The organism is Solemya velum gill symbiont (assembly GCF_002020255.1).
Taxonomy (GTDB): Bacteria; Pseudomonadota; Gammaproteobacteria; order Chromatiales; family Chromatiaceae.
In genome coordinates, this window is the sequence record NZ_MPQG01000002.1 from 215,319 (window position 1) to 232,515 (window position 17,197).

General features: G+C 52.2%; 19 protein-coding genes. All 19 read right to left on the reverse strand.

Annotated features, from left to right (window positions below; genetic code table 11):
- Window positions 1–190 precede the first annotated feature (190 nt).
- Entirely contained in the window at window positions 191–961 is a 771-nt protein-coding gene (gene gspN, locus BOW06_RS03055) for a type II secretion system protein N (RefSeq protein WP_078452735.1), read from the reverse strand.
- Window positions 958–1,443: a type II secretion system protein M gene (locus BOW06_RS03060; RefSeq protein WP_043115398.1), complete on the reverse strand. Its 486-nt coding sequence runs from the start codon at window positions 1,441–1,443 to the stop codon at window positions 958–960. Before BOW06_RS03060 ends, gspN begins: the two co-directional genes overlap by 4 nt.
- The gene (gene gspL / locus BOW06_RS03065) at window positions 1,440–2,699 is read right to left on the reverse strand and encodes a type II secretion system protein GspL (RefSeq protein ID WP_162181070.1); all 1,260 of its coding nucleotides are present in this window, start codon (window positions 2,697–2,699) and stop codon (window positions 1,440–1,442) included. Before gspL ends, BOW06_RS03060 begins: the two co-directional genes overlap by 4 nt.
- A gap of 60 nt (window positions 2,700–2,759) precedes the next feature.
- Entirely contained in the window at window positions 2,760–3,716 is a 957-nt protein-coding gene (gene gspK / locus BOW06_RS03070; RefSeq protein ID WP_043115396.1) for a type II secretion system minor pseudopilin GspK, read from the reverse strand.
- A complete protein-coding gene (gene gspJ / locus BOW06_RS03075; protein WP_043115395.1) occupies window positions 3,713–4,339 on the reverse strand; it encodes a type II secretion system minor pseudopilin GspJ in 627 nt (208 codons plus the stop codon). Before gspJ ends, gspK begins: the two co-directional genes overlap by 4 nt.
- The gene (gspI, locus tag BOW06_RS03080) at window positions 4,336–4,725 is read right to left on the reverse strand and encodes a type II secretion system minor pseudopilin GspI (protein WP_043115393.1); all 390 of its coding nucleotides are present in this window, start codon (window positions 4,723–4,725) and stop codon (window positions 4,336–4,338) included. Before gspI ends, gspJ begins: the two co-directional genes overlap by 4 nt.
- The gene (locus tag BOW06_RS03085) at window positions 4,722–5,240 is read right to left on the reverse strand and encodes a prepilin-type N-terminal cleavage/methylation domain-containing protein (RefSeq protein WP_052131943.1); all 519 of its coding nucleotides are present in this window, start codon (window positions 5,238–5,240) and stop codon (window positions 4,722–4,724) included. Before BOW06_RS03085 ends, gspI begins: the two co-directional genes overlap by 4 nt.
- Window positions 5,241–5,340: 100 nt before the next feature.
- Window positions 5,341–5,751, reverse strand: a complete 411-nt coding sequence (gene gspG, locus BOW06_RS03090; RefSeq protein ID WP_043115391.1) for a type II secretion system major pseudopilin GspG — start codon at window positions 5,749–5,751, stop codon at window positions 5,341–5,343.
- A gap of 3 nt (window positions 5,752–5,754) precedes the next feature.
- Window positions 5,755–6,993, reverse strand: a complete 1,239-nt coding sequence (gene gspF / locus BOW06_RS03095; protein WP_043115390.1) for a type II secretion system inner membrane protein GspF — start codon at window positions 6,991–6,993, stop codon at window positions 5,755–5,757.
- A 2-nt stretch (window positions 6,994–6,995) separates the two neighbouring features.
- Window positions 6,996–8,540: a type II secretion system ATPase GspE gene (gene gspE, locus BOW06_RS03100; RefSeq protein WP_078452740.1), complete on the reverse strand. Its 1,545-nt coding sequence runs from the start codon at window positions 8,538–8,540 to the stop codon at window positions 6,996–6,998.
- The gene (locus tag BOW06_RS03105; protein WP_078455000.1) at window positions 8,521–9,453 is read right to left on the reverse strand and encodes a secretin GspD/PilQ domain-containing protein; all 933 of its coding nucleotides are present in this window, start codon (window positions 9,451–9,453) and stop codon (window positions 8,521–8,523) included. The genes gspE and BOW06_RS03105 overlap by 20 nt, the downstream gene beginning before the upstream one ends.
- A complete protein-coding gene (locus BOW06_RS03110; protein ID WP_179115084.1) occupies window positions 9,454–10,473 on the reverse strand; it encodes a secretin N-terminal domain-containing protein in 1,020 nt (339 codons plus the stop codon). It lies immediately after the preceding gene.
- Between the two features lie 36 nt (window positions 10,474–10,509).
- Complete coding sequence (gspC, locus tag BOW06_RS03115; RefSeq protein WP_162181069.1) at window positions 10,510–11,418, reverse strand: type II secretion system protein GspC; 909 nt, start codon at window positions 11,416–11,418, stop codon at window positions 10,510–10,512.
- A 157-nt stretch (window positions 11,419–11,575) separates the two neighbouring features.
- Window positions 11,576–12,448 (reverse strand): 23S rRNA pseudouridine(2605) synthase RluB, encoded by an 873-nt coding sequence (gene rluB / locus BOW06_RS03120; RefSeq protein ID WP_078452742.1) that lies wholly within the window; start codon window positions 12,446–12,448, stop codon window positions 11,576–11,578.
- Entirely contained in the window at window positions 12,432–13,568 is a 1,137-nt protein-coding gene (gene scpB, locus BOW06_RS03125; RefSeq protein WP_256858094.1) for an SMC-Scp complex subunit ScpB, read from the reverse strand. The genes rluB and scpB overlap by 17 nt, the downstream gene beginning before the upstream one ends.
- The gene (locus BOW06_RS03130) at window positions 13,537–14,364 is read right to left on the reverse strand and encodes a segregation and condensation protein A (protein WP_043115388.1); all 828 of its coding nucleotides are present in this window, start codon (window positions 14,362–14,364) and stop codon (window positions 13,537–13,539) included. The genes scpB and BOW06_RS03130 overlap by 32 nt, the downstream gene beginning before the upstream one ends.
- A complete protein-coding gene (locus tag BOW06_RS03135; protein ID WP_052131941.1) occupies window positions 14,364–15,605 on the reverse strand; it encodes a tryptophan--tRNA ligase in 1,242 nt (413 codons plus the stop codon). The genes BOW06_RS03130 and BOW06_RS03135 overlap by 1 nt, the downstream gene beginning before the upstream one ends.
- Window positions 15,606–15,611: 6 nt before the next feature.
- The gene (locus tag BOW06_RS03140; RefSeq protein ID WP_043115386.1) at window positions 15,612–16,262 is read right to left on the reverse strand and encodes a site-2 protease family protein; all 651 of its coding nucleotides are present in this window, start codon (window positions 16,260–16,262) and stop codon (window positions 15,612–15,614) included.
- A gap of 28 nt (window positions 16,263–16,290) precedes the next feature.
- The gene (locus BOW06_RS03145) at window positions 16,291–17,061 is read right to left on the reverse strand and encodes an amidohydrolase family protein (RefSeq protein ID WP_043116543.1); all 771 of its coding nucleotides are present in this window, start codon (window positions 17,059–17,061) and stop codon (window positions 16,291–16,293) included.
- Between the last annotated feature and the right edge of the window lie 136 nt (window positions 17,062–17,197).

The following is a 17,197-nucleotide window of genomic DNA, read 5'->3' on the forward strand; positions in this document are numbered from 1 at the left end:
AGAAGTCGTTAGTAATCACAATGGCCGGGGATTATAACAGTTTGAGGGTTATTAGTGACCTGTTTCCTGCCTGATTTCCCCGTGTGTAGGAGAATGGTCGTCATGCCGACCTTGAGCCGGTCTCCATAAGGGCGTGCGCTGTTCTGGATGGACCCCGGGTCAAGCCCGGGGTGACGAATCTTGCATGCGACTATCGCAGAAAAGTATTGATATTCCCCTGCCAACTGAAATGACGGCGCTCACCCTGTGCCCGCGTCAGACTTTTTACCAGTCCGGCATTATTGCCGAGCGCTTCAAGCCGTGCGAGAGTCATGTCGAGTGTCGCCTCTCCATCTTTGCCGATTTCAAGAGTCCCGCTGGCATCCAGCCCGGTTTCGCCCAACGGTTGGAATTCAACCAGGGTCTGACCTGCCTCGTTGATGCTGACTTCAGCAACAAAATCACCCAGGTTCTGTGGTTGCAGTGTCAGATTAGTGAGCCTGACACTTCCTTCGAGCGTTTTTACACCCTGCTCTTCTGACCAGGACGCATCATCAATCAATGCATCAACCTCTGCATCAAGAACCAGGCCAGGTAAATGCTTACCACTCATCTCGAGCAACCATGCCAGCCTGGTCTGCAAGTGCAGGTTCGAGAGGCTAGCAGAACCGAAAGGCGACAAGGAGAGATCACCATCAAGCTCAAACTGACCGGCGTTGCTCAGTTCAACTGCATTACCCCAGCTTGCGAATAACAGGTCAAGAGGATTGAAAGACCAGTTCAGCTCGCCCGCGTCGATCCGGTCATACTGTACCCTGGATGCGCGACCAGACCAGAAACTCCCCTCGACACCCGAGAGTGACAGCAGAGGAAACTGTTGCGCAAGCTGTCCAGCGAGCAGGTTTGCCGGTGCCCTGGCGAGAAGCAGGAATAAAAACAGAATGATAAAAGCCGGAATGATCCAGCGCAGCCTGATATTCATGGGCGTGAGAGTGTCAGGCGGGCACTGACAATGCCCGTGGCTCCGTCAACAGGTCTGATGGTTGCCTGTTCGACGCTTACACCATAATCGCCATAGAGCTTGCCAAGACGCTCCATCAGTACTGTAAAAGCAACACTGTCGATAGTCACACGCAGGCGTTTTTGACCCTCCGGCTGCATGCCCGATGGCACAATCGACTTCTCTTTCAGCACCGAGCTGACACGTGCAATCAGGGTGCGTCCATCATTGCGATTGCGGTTTCCATGGCCAGCCTGCAGGGCACGAATCTCCGCACTGGCGCCAGCCATCCAGTTAACCATGCTCGTCCTGCTGTCAATATTCGCCTGTAACTCACTCTTGTGCTGGGCCTGTGGCCTGAGGAGCAACAGGTAGAAGAGAAAAAGAATCAGGAAGACTGATGCAATCGTGATCAGCAGCTGTTCCTGCTGTGTGCGCTGTGCAAACCATTCACGAATATTCATGACTTTTGCTCCGATACAACCAGTCGTCCACGAACAACACCGGACTCCGAGGTGATCGCCTTGAGTTCGACATTGAGCGTATCCTTCTGCATCTTTTGCTGAAGCTGTTCAATCGCTTCAACCGATGATGCACGGATATCAATTTCCAGTACCTGGCGATGAAAGCGCAGTGACTCAATGCTCTTGGCGGGCAATTGATGCAAATGGCGTCCGCTCACTGCGAGGTAGTCGAGAAAACGTTCATCCGCTGCACCACGCTCACGTTTCAGTTTGGCAAGACGATTACGCATCTCGGAGACAGGACGATTAGATACCTGCTCACCGGGGAATGCCTCTGAATAGAGTGTTCGCATCTGTGACTCAAGTTGATCCAGCTGTGTCTGCAGACGTGCATTCTCGATTCCGTTAATGACCACCAACAGGAGCAGTGACACGGCAGCAAGGCTTGCAGCAATCAGCCAGTTGCGGCGACCGCCCTCAACCTCCTGGCGAATCCTGAAAACACCCTGCAACAGGTTGTGTGCCCTGTCGCCACTCTCGCTCCAGTAGTGCTGGAATAGTCCGATCCTTGCTGTAAGCGGATCATCAACATTCATCTCCTGCTGCTGCCATGCAAGGCTATCCAGTTGTGGCAGTTCGGCCAATTGAGATGAGTCTTGCTGACGAAAATCGAAAACATCGACCTTCAACGCTTCTTCCGTTTCTGCTTCTGCCTGCGCATGAGACTCACATTCGAGCAGTGAGTGCAGGTTATCACTGTCAAAACCATATCCTGCAGCTGAACTTTTACGTAAAACGGAGTGATCATCTGTAACCAACAGGCTCCAGGATCCGCTATTGACCGGAAGAAGCAGTGTTTCAGGAATCACATGGAGTTCACTGAAGCTATGCTGCGAAAGCTGGTCAAACAGCTTCTGCATCTGCTGCCTGCTTGTGACTGCGACACTTGTCTGGCCGTCCGCTGCACGATTCATCACCGCGAAATGGAGCTGTTCGACATCTTCTGCCAGCTCTTCCTCGAGTGCGAATGGTAACGCAGCAATAAACTGCTTGTCTGACTTTGCAGGAACCTGCACCTTCAGCAGGCTTACCATCACGGCAGGCAACACCAGTAACAGCTTCTGCCCTGCTGCTTCCTGCAGGAGTTCATCAAGCGTTCCCTGCTGTGCGGCTGCGGATGGCGAAGTGCCAACAAAACGCATCCACGAACAAGTCTCTAACGACTCATCCGGGCAGGCAATGTAAGTAATATTCATGGATGGCATTCTATCTTAATTAGTTGCTATTCGATAATTGTTGGTTGTTCAATACACACATCATTCTGCACCACCAAACTCGCGCATCAGGGTCCTTGCTTCCCGCTCATTCCTGTTAATCAGCTGTCGCATCGACAGGCTGATATCTCCAAAGGACGAAAAAGAGTTAAGCTGAAAATAACTGCTGGCGAAGCCGACTCTCAACTCCTCCTGTGTGACTTCCGCTTCCGGCGGATAAGCCAACTTGATTTTTCCAAGGAACGACTGCCACGAGGAGTAATAAGTACCCTCTTTGCGTTCATCGACAATCTGTTGTGCAAGCGAAAAATCGATCTCATCATCAAGACAGCTGAGCACTTCAGCTGATGCCGTATTGACGTTGATCGGCACTTCGGAACCAGGCAAAGCGGTAATAAACGGCGCTAACAGCTTCCAGCCCTCTGCGCTCGTCCCCTGTACCAGGCGAAGTTCGGTCGCACTCGCCATTGGTCGTGATGCTGTTCGATAGGCAGGGTCAAGTCCCAGGTAATCGAGATCCTCGGCTCCACCCTGGCCTGCATTTTGGTCACCATCAAGCCAGTCAACCAGTGCACTGGCAAGTGATGATGCATCCAGCTCCCCGGATGTCGCCCTGTTCACCAGGCATTCAAACTGCTGCCGGGCAGCCTCAACTGGTTTACCGGTTTTATCAACCACTGCGTTAAGATTAAAACGTGCCTGCAGGTCCTCAAGGTAACCGGAAACAACACCACCATCGGTTTCGACCGGAAGCAGCGGTATGGCCCATGCCTCTTCCTGTGTATCCTCATCCGGGTTGTCCTCGTGGTCCTGTATCAGCACTTCCTTGGCATAAGTCTCAAGCGAAACAAGATGAAGAATCGCCTGGTTACCATGCAACTGGTTCTCAGCCCTGCGTATCAGCAGCTGCTGGTCAAGCATGACCGACGAGGCGATGCCGGCAATAATGGCAACCACTACCAGTACAGAGACTATCGCGATTCCCTGCTGCTGTCTCATCCGCCCACCCCGAGAAAAAGCCGCTTCACATCCGGCTTGTCTTTCCTGCTGATAATGACTTCTACTCCTCGCGGGGTCATCACAAGCTCTTCTATCCAGTTGACGCTGGCTGAACCAACCGGAGTTCGTGGCCAGGACGTTTGCCACCTCTCTTCAAACATCGCACGGATTTTCATGCCGGTGACACCGCTCATCAGTATTTCCTGCGAATAGGGCTGCGTCTGTGCAGAGCGGTCAAGCACTGACCAGGTCGTACGTGACAGTTCGCCGTTATTCAGTTCCCAGGCAACACGCATCAGGGAGGACTTTGCCTTGTCGAGCGGATTGGCTACACCACCACGAGTGAATTCGATGCGCGACCATGGATTGGTTTCGATGCTGACAGCTGCCCGTTCACGATTCAGTTCATCAATAATCGGACGCGGTGCAATCTGGATAAAATCCCGCTCCATGACACCGATCAGGTGCTGCAATTCAGCGATCTCATCTGCCCTCTTGCTACTGACCCGGTCAACAGTCAGGACCTGTTGCAACGCCTGGTAAGTGATCACGGAGATGATCGACAGAATAAATATGGATACCAGCAATTCGATCAGGGTAAAACCGCCAACACGTCTGTTCACCAGCTTGACTCCTTGCCGGTGTAACAGCTGAGACGGTGCAACGACTGATTATCGGCACCATTCAGAATCTCAACTTCTATTCGCCGCACATTCTCATAGGGAGTCTCACTCACCTTGCGCAGCCAGTTAAATCGATACGGTGTCTGCTTCTCTGTTCCCTTGACCTCACCTGTTTTGCTCCACTGCTCACTCAGTTGCAACGCAACCAGGTTATCCATTGCTGTCCAGTCAGCCCAGGTTCGTTCCTGGATCGAACCCAGGTTAGAGGTGTACTGGCCAAGCATCTTCAGACCACTGGTCAGGGCGATGGCAACAATTGTCAGCGCAATCAGCACTTCAATCAGGGTGAATCCACTTTCATTACCCGGGCTGTGCCGACTGTTCATTTTTCAGCCTCCAGATGTGTGAGGATGCGCCCGGTTGGCGTCATCTCAATTTTGCGCTGCTGCAGTCCCTCAAGATCAAAAAGCATTTCAAACGGAATCGCTTCTGCATCAGGAATTAACTGGATCTGAGGTTTGATTTCTGCATCATCGCCTGTCGGCGGTTCCTCATCGAGTACCTGTGGCGCAGCATCCACATAGAGAGTCAGACGCAGCTCTTCGGGAAACTCACGCGGTTTGAAGAAATTTTCGTTGACCGGATACCAGCCTTCCTTGTCACTGGCAAGAAACAGGTAACCGGATTTATAAAGATATAGACCAAGTGCACGGCGCCTGAAGAGCGTCTCCTCTCCGGCAACACGAAGAGAGAAGGCAAGCTGTTGTACGCTTTCGTCGACAACTGACTGTGCATCGCGTCCACGAATCGCCAGCATGGCAACAGAAACAAGCACACCGACCAGTGCGAGAACGACGAGAATCTCGATCAGTGTGAAACCATTGCTACGCTTATGATTCATAGGGAAAATGTCATCCGTGTGTCCCTACCGCCATCCATGGCGGTCGAAAACGGGGCTCCATCGATATCGGCCCTGGGCCGGTATGACTGGGCCCCTGTAATTACTCAATATTCCAGTTGCCAATATCAGCTGCCTGGCCTTCTCCACCTTCGAGGCCATCGCTACCAAGGGTAAAGATATCCATCTCACCGTGATCACCGGGACTGAGGTAGAGATAGGTTTTTTTCCACGGATCTTCCGGAAGGTGCTGGATGTACTTGGGAACCAGTACTGCCAGACCCTGTTCCGTGGTCGGATAGGAGAATGTATCGAGGCGATAGAGATTTAACGCACTCTCGATTGTCCTGATATCATTCTGCGCCTTTTGTGTCCGTGCCTGGTCCGGGCGATCGATGACATTCAGTACCACGAAGGTACCCAGAATACCGATCATGACCAGCACCACCATCACTTCGATGAGCGTGAATCCACTCTGTGCTGCTCCCCTGAACTGCTGTTTTACAACTTTCATGCTTTATACCATCTGGTTCATTTGTAAAATAGGTAACAGGATAGCCAGAACAATCATCATCACCACACCACCCATGATGACGATCATTACCGGTTCCATGATGCCGACAATTGTCGTCACTGACGCCTGCAACGTACGCTCCTGGTTTTCACCTGCGCGCTCCAGCATTTCAGCCAGGTTACCCGAGGCCTCGCCGCTGGCAATCAGGTTGAGTGCCATGGCCGAGAAGAAGCCGGTATTACCCAGTGCACTGCCGATACTTGCACCCTCTCTCACACGTGCTGCTGCGTTCTTGATGTGCTCACGTATTTCAAGATTCGCAAGCACCTCTGCGGCTGTCAGCATGCCCTGTGTTGCAGACACCTTGCTGGCGAGAAGAATGCCGTAGGTAATCAGAAATCGTCCTGTATTCATCTCCCTGCTGACATGGGCAAGAAAAGGCATCTTGAGAATCAGGCGATGCATCTTCAGCTTGAATGCCGGTTTCGTGTAGGCCCATGTATACAAGGCAATCGCTACCGCAATCACCACCGCTACGACGATACCGTAGTTTTGCAGAAAATCACTCAGCCAGATCAACCCGCGCGTCAGTAGAGGCAGGTCCTGATCCATGTGCTCAAAAACGGAGATCATCCTGGGCACCACGAAAACCATCAGGATCACGACGATCAGTACAGCAACGATACTCACCACCACCGGGTAGAGCATCGACAACATCACTTTCTGACGTGTTTCGTTAGCTTGCTCTGCGTAGTCGGCAAGACGTTCAAGCACACCTTCGAGCTGCCCTGACTGTTCACCCGCTGCGACTGTTGCAGCGTAGTACTCGGGAAAAGCCTGTGGATGCTGGCGCAGTGCATCTGCCAGTGATACACCTTCGACAACACGGGAACGCACGCTCGTGTAGAGACTCTTCTGCCAACTTTTATCAGCTTGCTTAACGAGCACACGAAGCGCCTCTTCGACTGGCAGTCGGGCACGTAACAGGGTGGCCAGCTGACGGGTAAACATCGACAAATCTGTCGCACCAAGACGACGATCGACACTGCGTTTTGTCAATGAACTTGCAGAGCCGCCCTTTTCACTCTTCTTGAGGTCACGACCGCTGGCCTCCTGCAGCGAAACCGGATTCAGGCCATCTGATCTCAGCAACTGACGCAGATGCTTGGGGGAGTCGGCCTCCTGTACACCTTTTCGGATTCGTCCCTGTGCATCCAGGGCTTCCCATGACCAGGCTGGCATAGCTAGCTGTCACCGTTACCTAGTCCGACGACACGAACCAGTTCATCCAGTGTTGTACGTCCCTGTATTACAAGCTCCACGCCCTCCTGCTGAAGCGAACGGCTGCTGCTGCGGGCATGTTCGAGCAGTTCATGTTCACCAGCACCTGAATGAATCAGGCTCTGCATTTCGTTATCAATATGGATGTACTCATAAAGGCCAACGCGTCCGCGATAACCTGTCTGGCCGCATTCTGAACAACCATGTGCATGATAGAGCGTTGGAGGATTGGCGCTATCTGCCCGAACAAGTTCACACTCTGCTGCATCCGCCGTGTAGGCTTCCCGGCATGAGGTGCACAACAAACGCACCAGGCGCTGGGCAAGTACACCATTAAGACTGGTCGAGAGCAGGAAGGGTTCAACACCCATATCGCGCAAACGGGTAATTGCGCCAATCGCCGTGTTGGTGTGCAGGGTTGAGAAAACCATGTGGCCGGTAAGACTCGCCTGCACTGCAATCTGGGCAGTTTCGAGGTCACGAATTTCACCCACCATGATGACATCCGGATCCTGTCGCAGAATTGAGCGTAGTCCGGCAGCAAAGGTCATACCGATCGCCGGATTGACCTGTGTCTGGTTGATACCGTCGATGTAATATTCAATCGGGTCCTCGACCGTCATGATGTTGCGCTGGTTGTCATTCAGACGTCCAAGCATGGCGTACAGCGAAGTTGTTTTACCCGAACCGGTAGGACCTGTAACCAGCAGAATGCCGTGTGGTTTACGAATCACATTCTCAACCGTGGTTCGCAGACTCTCAGGCATTCCAAGCTGTATCAAATCGAGTCTGCCCGCCTGTTTGTCGAGCAGACGCATAACAACCTTCTCGACACTACCCACCGGGATCGTCGAGACACGTACATCTACCGAACGGCCGCCAAGCTTGAGCGAGATACGACCGTCCTGCGGCAGGCGCTTCTCGGCAATATCCAGCTTAGCCATAACCTTGATTCGCGAGATGATCGGTGGCGCAAATTTGCGCTCAGGCTGCAGCACCTCTGTCAGTGCACCATCAACACGAAAGCGGATACGAAGACGGTTCTCATAGGGCTCGATATGAATATCCGAGGCATTCTGACGAATCGCCTCTGTCAGCAGTGCATTGATGAGTCGAATCACCGGTGCATCATCGGCACTTTCGAGCAAGTCTTCAGGTTCGTGGATTTCGTCGATCAGGCGATTCAGGTCGACATCAGTATCAAAACCCTCGACATTCGTCATTGCACTGGCAGCTGTCGCTTCCTGCTGATTCTGCATCTGGCTGCTGAAATAGGATTCATCGACCAATTCCAGGTGACAAGGACGACCAAGATAACGCCGCACCTCGGCTAGCTGGGCAGTTGAGAAGCCGGGTCGCGCAATAATTGACACGGCTTCATCAGCAGCCAGCGGCTGCTCCTTGATCAGCAATCCGAAACGACGTGAAAATGCGTAGCCCAGGATTTTACCTGCACTGTCATCCTGTGTTTCTTCGAGAAATTCAGTATCAATGTTTCCAGAGGCCATTCGTATCATCCGTGCTTTTCTTCTGTTTGACCGGCTGTGGCTCAATCTCACGCCCTCTTGCATCCAGCTGCTTCAATACCGGGTGCTCTGCTTCAGGCAGCAGGGTAATACCGGCTTGCTGTTTTACCAGCTGCATATCGCGCACTTCCTTGTGGCGCTTGCGCGTGGCATTGAGGTTCTTGTAGGAGTCACGCAGGATACTGGGACGAATAAAAATCATCAGGTTGCGTTTCTCACTGGTATTTTTTCGATGCGTAAAGAGCTCACCAAGAACAGGAATATCACCCAGGAGTGGAACACGGGTTTCGGCCTCGGAAATACGGTCGTCAATGAGACCACCCAGTACAAGAATGCTCTCGTCATCAACCACCACCTTGGTTTTGATGGTGCGCTTGCTGGTAATCGGGTTGTCGCTGGCAGCTGAGCCAGGCACAACGCTTGAGATCTCCTGATCTATATCCAGCACCACTGCCTTGCCCTTGGATATCTGCGGCGTAATCTTGAGTGTCAGGCCAACATCTTCACGTGTGATTGTCTGGAAAGGATTCGTCGCATCACCGGTGGTGGTGGTATAGGAACCTGTTGTAAAAGGCACTTCCTGACCAACGGTAATTTCGGCTTCATGATTATCCAGCGTCAAAATACTGGGAGTCGAAAGGATGTTTGAATCCGAGTCATTATCGAGCGCCCTGCCGATAGCAGCAAAACTCATACCACCACCATGCAACAGGCCAACAAGGGTGCCCTGGGAAACCGCACTCGTTCCGAGCAGAGAAGCAATCGCCTCACCTGCAGATGTATCATCATCACCAGAAGTCGATTCAAGAAGTTCATCACTCGCTCCAAGCCACTGGATACCCAGCTCAGCTTCCTTGGTGAGTGACACCTCGGCAATCAGGGCCTCGACCAGCACTTACGAACGACGCACATCAAGGCGACGAATAACGGAACGAAGCTCCTTCATACGGCCCGGACGTGCAGTAATAATCAATGAGTTTGTCTCGACATCAGCCTGTACACTTGGAACCTGCTCTTGCGCTCCCGGCGAACCAGCAGCTGGAGAAACAGGTGCACGTACTGTTGCCAGCTTTTCTATGATGGGCGCAAGATCCTCTGCCTTGGCAAAGTGCAGTGCCACAACATGGATATTCCTGTTGTCCTTGACCGGTGTATCGAGCTGGGAAATGATGCGCTTGATGCGTTCACGGAAACCAACATTGCCTGACACCAGCACCGAGTTGGTACGCTCTTCAGCAACCAGCTTTGTGCCAGTTCCGGTATTAGGATTTCCGGGACCGCCAGCGCCGCCTGAACCTGCAAGCGTCTGTAGCGTAGTGACAATGTCTGTCGCAGAAGCGTGTTTCAGCGGAATTGTCTCAAGCTCGGATTCAGCTTCCTGATCGAGGGTTTCCAACATCTGGCGTATCTTTGCAATGGTACGCCTGCTGGCAGCAACGATCAGGCTGTTCGAATTGGCGTGTGCAGCAAGATGGCCATCCTTTTCAACCAGTGGGCGCAGAATCGGTACCATCTGTACAGAAGGGACATGCTCGACGGGAATCACCTGCACCTCGATCGAGTCATCATCCGTCGCACTTCCGCTGAGGTTTATCGGTGCCTGTTCACGTGATGAGCTGGCAGGCAGGATACGCACCAGGTTACCGTCGTCCACAGCAATAAAACCGTGTACGCGGAGAATCGACAGAAAAGTCGAGAAGAGCGTATCACCGTTGATCGGTTCGGATGAGAGTACAGTGACCTTGCCGTTGACCCTGGGATCAATCAGAAAATTCTTGCCACTCACCTTTGAGACCATTTCGGCCACTTCGCGAATATCCGTATCCTTGAAGTTAATCGTTACCTCCTCGGCAGAGGCAAACGAAGCATGCACGAGCAGCATAATTGTGAGCAGTATCAGTCCAAATTGACGCATGTTTCTATTTCTCGTGGTTAAGTCGTTACAAATCATTTAACGAAGCTCAATGCGCATATCACGCACCTTTCCGCCCCGCTCTATTTTCAGCTGCAAACTATCCGTTGTTGCAGCCATGCTTTCGATAAGGCTACCGGCATTAGCGGCCTCATTTACATTGATACCATTGATACTGAGCAGAATGTCTCCGGAACGCAAGCCGACATCCTTCAACAGTGTGCGGTCACTGCCCGGACGCAATCGCTGTCCATACACTTTGTTGTTACGCATTACAGCGATTGTACGCACCTTGCCAAATAGCGACAACGGATCAGTTTTCAGTGCCTGCAGGTATCCATCGATGCGTTTTTTCGCATTTTCATTGGTAACACGGTAAGTGCCTGCAGGCGGTCTCACCCTCGCGGTATTGCGCGATTGCGGTATTCTTGAACGTGCACTACTCGCATCTCCCTCTGACAGCGTGATGACCTCGGTGACATCGCCACGTCGTAGCGTCACCTCTTTGGCACGTATCTCGTCGATAATAACTCCATCCTTGATTTCATCACCGGTGTTATAGATATCAACACTGCCGCCGTCACTGACTGCGATCCAGGAGTTTTCCGCATCAGAAGATGCAACAACACCGACCAGTTTGACGTTGAGCCTTTTCAGAATCTGTGAATCTTGCTGGTTTGTGACGCGGGGAGCCTTTTTGACAGGTTTTTTCGTAACGGTGGCGCTCTCGTTTCCGAACAGCTTGAGGGCTTTCCAGTTAACAGTGGTTTGAGCAGTGTTTTGACGGGCAACACCAGCTTGAGTCACTGGCGTAGTGGCCACGGGCGTGGAATCAAGCAGTAACCATGAGAGAGATGCCAGCTGAGAGGCAATCGCAATCAGCAACAGTAGTACCAACACAACAGGCAGACCGGTGCCAATCCACCAGTTACTATTGTGTTGTTTCAATCTTGAAAACACATCCTGTGCTATAGACAAATCCATTCCTTGTACTTCAATGCGAATTTCATATTATCCTACCTGGGAAATCATAACAATTAGTTAATAATAATCATAACTTATAACATCACATTGATGTATAGACAAAGATTTCCCGTGCCTGTTTCTAACGCCGCCAAACACTCTTTGGCTTGCGCCTTTTAGGAGTACCAGCTTCATCAGCCTTTTTTCTCGACGGATGATACTTAGGTAGCAGATTGAAGTCCTTATCCGGCAGTTCAGCCATATCCAGCAAGGAGCGACGCTCATTCTTGTCCAGCTCACGCCACTGCCCGACCTTGACGCTGCTGTCGAGAATTATCGGACCGAAACGTACACGCTTGAGACGGTTCACCCGGCAGCCAACAGCTTCCCACAGGCGACGTACCTCGCGCTTGCGACCTTCCATGATCACGACATGAAACCAGTGGTTGCGCCCTTCTCCCCCGGAATCAACAATCTCCTCGAAGCGTGCGAAACCGTCTTCAAGCTCAACACCGTTAACAAGTTGCTCAAGCATCTCATCATCAACTTCGCCCAACACACGCACTGCGTATTCACGCTCGATTTCAGTCGATGGATGCATCAGGCGGTTGGCCAGTTCGCCATGTGTAGTGAAAATCAGCAGCCCACTACTGTTGATATCGAGCCTGCCAACCGAAATCCAGCGTCCGTGATGAAGTTTCGGCAGTCTCTTGAAGACAGTCTTGCGGCCATCAGGATCATCGCGTGAAACGATTTCACCCTCTGGCTTGTTGTAAATAATGATGTGATGGTTCTTCGCAGCCTTTGCAATCTTGTCAGAGTGTATCGTCTTGCCATCAAGCTTGAGCTGATCATCCATACTCACCCGGTCACCGAGCTGGGCAAGGCGTCCGTTGATACGAATGCGGCCTTCACGAATCCACTGCTCGATTTCGCGGCGTGAGCCAAGCCCGGCATTTGCCAGGACTTTCTGTACGCGCTCTTTGCCTGCTTCTTTATCAGTCGGTTTTGACATTGGTTTCGTCTGTTTCACTCTCTGGTTCAGCTTCGGCGGAAAGATCGGTTGTAGGAGGCCCGTCACCGTGGCGATCGGATTCGTCATCTGACTCTAAATCGCTATCGCTCTCTATTTCATCAGGATCGTTCATCCCATCTTCTGTTTCAGCTTCGGCGACGACATCAAATGTAGGAGCCTCGCGATCGGATTCATCATTTGAGTCTGGTTCGTTGTCGCTCTCTATCTCATCAGGATCGCTTATCCGGTCTGCGGTTTCAGCTTCGGTATTAGAGAGATCGGAATCATCACCCGAACCTGATTCAGCCTCTTCGTCAACCTCGGCATGCCCATCAGGATCCATGTTGAGAACAGCCTCATTCGCCGCGTCAGCCTTCTCAATGTCTTCATCAGGTTCAGGCAAATTGAGCTTGCGATTGAGCTCGTCGAGGTCCTTGATCTCGGACAGCGTCGGCAAGTCTGCAAGACTCTTGAGACCGAAATAGTCGAGAAATTCACGAGTTGTCGCATAGAGTGACGGACGCCCCGGCACATCACGCTGACCAACAACCTGAACCCAGTCGCGCTCCAACATGGTCTTGACGATATTTGTACTGACAGCAACACCACGAATCTCTTCGATCTCGCCACGTGTAATTGGTTGACGGTAAGCAATCAGTGCCAGTGTCTCGAGCATGGCACGCGAGTAACGCCCGGGTTTCTCTTCCCACAGGCGCGAAATCCGTGTCGAGTACTGCTTGCGTACCTGGATTCGCCAGCCACTGGCAACTTCGACAATCTCGATTCCGCGACCTTCAAAATCCTGCTGCAGCTGTTCGAGCACATCGCGCAACTCATTACGGTCCGGCTGCTGTTCATCGAGAAACAGCGACAGAAGTACGTCCAGGCTAAGTGGTTTGCCTGCTGCCAGCAGTGCAGCCTCAACAGTGTTTTTCAGATCGCTTTCGGCGGGAGTATCCGACTCATCATCAGATTCCACTGCATCGCTCTCCTCGACTGATGGTAATGGAGTTGCATCATTGACTTGCTCATCCGTAATTTCGGGAGCCTCGTCCTCGGTGTGAATCTCTTCTGAATTTGTTTCGTTGTTATTCGACATGACTACTACGTGCCTTAACATGGATTGGTGCATAGTTGTCGGACTGCACCAGTTCCAGCAACTGCTCTTTGATTAATTCGAGGATGGCCATAAAGGTGACCACCACGCCCATACGCCCTTCGGAAATATCGAAAAATTCGCTGAAGGAGGTAAATTGGTCTGCGCGAGCCTTTTCCAGAACGATTGACATGCGCTCACGCATCGAGAGAGTCTCTTTTTCAATCTGGTGACTGGTAAACATGTCAGCGCGTCGCAATACATCGTAAAAAGCGACCAGAACTTCTTTCAGATCAACATCAGGCAACGGACGCTCAATATGCTTGTAGGGATCCGCAACTTCTGTCTGGTAGTGATCACGCCCCATGCGTGGCAGCTCTTCGATATCCTCCGCGGCCTGCTTGAAACGTTCATACTCCTGCAGACGACGAATCAACTCGGCACGAGGATCATCCTCGCTGTCATCTTCGACGTTAACTCGCGGCAGTAACATGCGCGACTTGATTTCGGCCAGCATCGCAGCCATCACCAGGTACTCTGCGGCCAGCTCCAGGCGAAGAGTCTGCATCATGGCGATGTAATTAATGTACTGCGCGGTGATATCTGCAATCGGTATATTGAGAATATCGAGGTTCTGGCGCTTGATCAGGTAAAGCAGCAAATCCAGCGGACCTTCAAAAGCCTCGAGAATCACCTCGAGTGCGTCCGGTGGAATATAGAGGTCACCCGGCAACTCCAGCATGGGTTCGCCCTGCACGACTGCGAAAGGCATCTCCTGCTGCTGAGGCTGTGTTGTGACCTGCAACTCTTCCTGTTCCATTAGCGAATCGCTTCCAGTGACATCACTTCGCGAACTTCCGTCATGGTGTCATAGGCAACTTCACGTGCTGCTTCACAACCCTCATTGATGATAGTACGCACGACGTCAGGATCCGATTCAAACTCGGCAGCGCGTTCACGCATCGGCTGAAGCTCGTTGACAACAGCATCGATAACAGGCTGCTTGCAGTCGACACAACCGATGGAAGCAGAGCGACACCCCTCTTGTACCCAGTCACACACCTGCTTGTCGGAATAAACCTCGTGGAACTGCCATACCGGACATTTTGATGGATCACCCGGATCATTACGGCGTACACGTGCCGGATCAGTCGGCATGGTACGCATCTGCTGCGACACCTCGTCCGGGTCGGCACGCAGTGAAATCGTATTGCCATACGACTTGGACATTTTCTGTCCGTCAAGCCCGGGCATTTTCGAAGCCCGGGTCAGCAATGGCTGTGGCTCAGGCAGGATCACCTTGCCGCTGCCTTCAAGATAACCAAACAGGCGATCACGATCGGAAACGGTAATGTTCTGCTGTCCCTCAAGCAGCGCTCGTGCTGCTGCCAGCGCTTCCTCGTCACCACGCTCCTGCCACTCCTTGCGGTAGCGTGCATAGAGTCTGGCGTTCTTCTTGCCCATCTTCTTCGCTGCTGTTTCTGCCTTGTCGCCGAAGTCTGCTTCCTTGCCATAGATATGATTGAAACGACGCGCCACTTCACGCGTCAGCTCAACGTGTGCAACCTGGTCCTCACCAACAGGTACAAGACCGGCCTTGTAAAGCATGATGTCGGCACTCTGCAGCAGCGGATAGCCGAGAAAGCCGTAGGTTGCGAGATCTTTCTCTTTCAGCTTCTCCTGCTGATCCTTATAGCTCGGCACGCGTTCCAGCCAGCCAAGCGGAGTAATCATCGATAGCAACAGGTGCAGTTCTGCATGCTCGGGCACGCGCGACTGAACAAAAAGTGTCGCCTCGTTAGGATTAACACCGGCTGCAAGCCAGTCGATGACCATATCCCAGACAGACCCGGGAATAATGCTTGGATCATCATAGTGTGTTGTCAGGGCATGCCAGTCGGCAATGAAAAAGAAACAGGGGTACTCGTGCTGGAGTTCAACCCAGTTTTTGAGAACACCGTGGTAATGGCCAAGATGCAGGCGGCCGGTGGGACGCATGCCGGAAAGGACGCGGGCATGCTGGTTGGCGACCTTGCTGAGAGAGAGTTCGTTTGAATCCATCAGGTTTTAGTTAATTCCGTAAAGTGAAAATGTCAGGTTTTGCAGTGTACCGATCGCCGGCCACAAGAAATGGCCAAGGAATCCGCTAACAAGCAGAACAATGAGGATAATCATACCGAATGGCTCAAGCCGGGAAAATGGCTCTGCCAGGTTTGGCGGTAATATTGACGCTAGCACACGACCTCCGTCGAGCGGCAGAATCGGCAACAGGTTGAGGAGCGCCAATACGGCATTAATCAAGACTCCGTAAAATGCCATGTAGACAAGCGCCTGGGTAATAGACGGAATGCCGGTGGTGGTCGCAAATTTTGCCACCAAGCCCCACATGATCATCATCACCAGGTTTGAGCCTGGTCCTGCGAGAGCAACCAGTGCCATGTCGCGCCGCATATTGCCCAGCCTGAGCACATTCACAGGTACCGGCTTGGCATAACCGAAGACGAAGCCTGTCAGCAACAGCATACCAACTGGTAGCAATACGGTGCCGATCCAGTCGATATGTGGCAGCGGATTAAGGGTAATACGCCCCATCTTACGTGCGGTGTCGTCTCCAAGTTTATCGGCCACCCAGCCATGCGCCGCCTCGTGCAAGGTAACGGCGAAAATGAGCGGCAAAATAAGCGCGGAAATCTGTTGAATGATATTGAGTTCTGGCATCGGGGGATTATACCGGAAAGTGACACGACTATCCGATGGTGATTGCCTGATTTTTCAGCCGGTAAAAGCGTTGCGCATTGAGCTGAAATATCGCCTCGTGACAGGAATCATCTATATTATCAATAATTGTTTTTATATCATTGTTATTAAATGGTAATTTAGCTCTTGTTGAGGGCAGATCTGTCGCAAACATCAGTGCAAGTGGATTCACAGCCAGCAACTGTCTCATGACCTCAACAATATCAAATTCAACACGCCCGAAGCCACACGCCTTCACCATGGCGCCAGCCTCGACGAGTTCAAGCAGAGTATCAAAGCCATCCAGACTCATTCCGAGGTGATCAATTGAGTAGGCAGGAAAGCGTAGCAAACGTGACTTCAACTGCGGAAGGACGGCAGAATCGACATAGAGCTCAACATGCCAGCCGGCAAGTTCATGCACACGATGGGCCATATTTTCAAGATGATCGAGCTGTTCTGAACCACCGCGAAAGAGATTGAAGCGTACTCCCCTGACACCGGCGGCATCAAGATGCAGAATCTCCTCATCTGTGACAGATGCGGGCAACTGGGTGACGCCGACGAAGCCCTCACCCAACTCCTGCAAGGCCGCGACAAGATACTCCTGGTCAAAGCCCTGGAAGGAACCACTGACCACGGTGCCGCCAACAACAGGCAGGTCACTGACACGTTGGCGGTAATCAGCAACGCTGAATGGTTCGGGAACAAAACCGCGGTTTTCGATCAGTGGAAAACGCGGATCGATGATGTGCAGGTGGGCATCGAAAATCTGGGGCAACATTGCGTCAGTATACATAACCGATACTTCGTCATACCGGCCTTGAGCCGGTATTCATGGGTACGTGTGCTGCTCCTGATGGACCCCGGGTCAAGCCCGGTGTGACGACAAATGCATGTGGACCGGGATTACGAAT

Bases quoted from the DNA above. Each gene is read 5' to 3' on its own strand.
- gspN (WP_078452735.1), bottom strand. From the start codon at position 961: ATGAATATCAGGCTGCGCTGGATCATTCCGGCTTTTATCATTCTGTTT.
- BOW06_RS03060 (WP_043115398.1), bottom strand. From the start codon at position 1,443: ATGAATATTCGTGAATGGTTTGCACAGCGCACACAGCAGGAACAGCTG.
- gspL (WP_162181070.1), bottom strand. From the start codon at position 2,699: ATGAATATTACTTACATTGCCTGCCCGGATGAGTCGTTAGAGACTTGT.
- gspK (WP_043115396.1), bottom strand. From the start codon at position 3,716: ATGAGACAGCAGCAGGGAATCGCGATAGTCTCTGTACTGGTAGTGGTT.
- gspI (WP_043115393.1), bottom strand. From the start codon at position 4,725: ATGAACAGTCGGCACAGCCCGGGTAATGAAAGTGGATTCACCCTGATT.
- BOW06_RS03085 (WP_052131943.1), bottom strand. From the start codon at position 5,240: ATGAATCATAAGCGTAGCAATGGTTTCACACTGATCGAGATTCTCGTC.
- gspG (WP_043115391.1), bottom strand. From the start codon at position 5,751: ATGAAAGTTGTAAAACAGCAGTTCAGGGGAGCAGCACAGAGTGGATTC.
- gspF (WP_043115390.1), bottom strand. From the start codon at position 6,993: ATGCCAGCCTGGTCATGGGAAGCCCTGGATGCACAGGGACGAATCCGA.
- gspE (WP_078452740.1), bottom strand. From the start codon at position 8,540: ATGGCCTCTGGAAACATTGATACTGAATTTCTCGAAGAAACACAGGAT.
- BOW06_RS03110 (WP_179115084.1), bottom strand. From the start codon at position 10,473: ATGCGTCAATTTGGACTGATACTGCTCACAATTATGCTGCTCGTGCAT.
- rluB (WP_078452742.1), bottom strand. From the start codon at position 12,448: ATGTCAAAACCGACTGATAAAGAAGCAGGCAAAGAGCGCGTACAGAAA.
- scpB (WP_256858094.1), bottom strand. From the start codon at position 13,568: ATGTTAAGGCACGTAGTAGTCATGTCGAATAACAACGAAACAAATTCA.
- BOW06_RS03130 (WP_043115388.1), bottom strand. From the start codon at position 14,364: ATGGAACAGGAAGAGTTGCAGGTCACAACACAGCCTCAGCAGCAGGAG.
- BOW06_RS03135 (WP_052131941.1), bottom strand. From the start codon at position 15,605: ATGGATTCAAACGAACTCTCTCTCAGCAAGGTCGCCAACCAGCATGCC.
- BOW06_RS03140 (WP_043115386.1), bottom strand. From the start codon at position 16,262: ATGCCAGAACTCAATATCATTCAACAGATTTCCGCGCTTATTTTGCCG.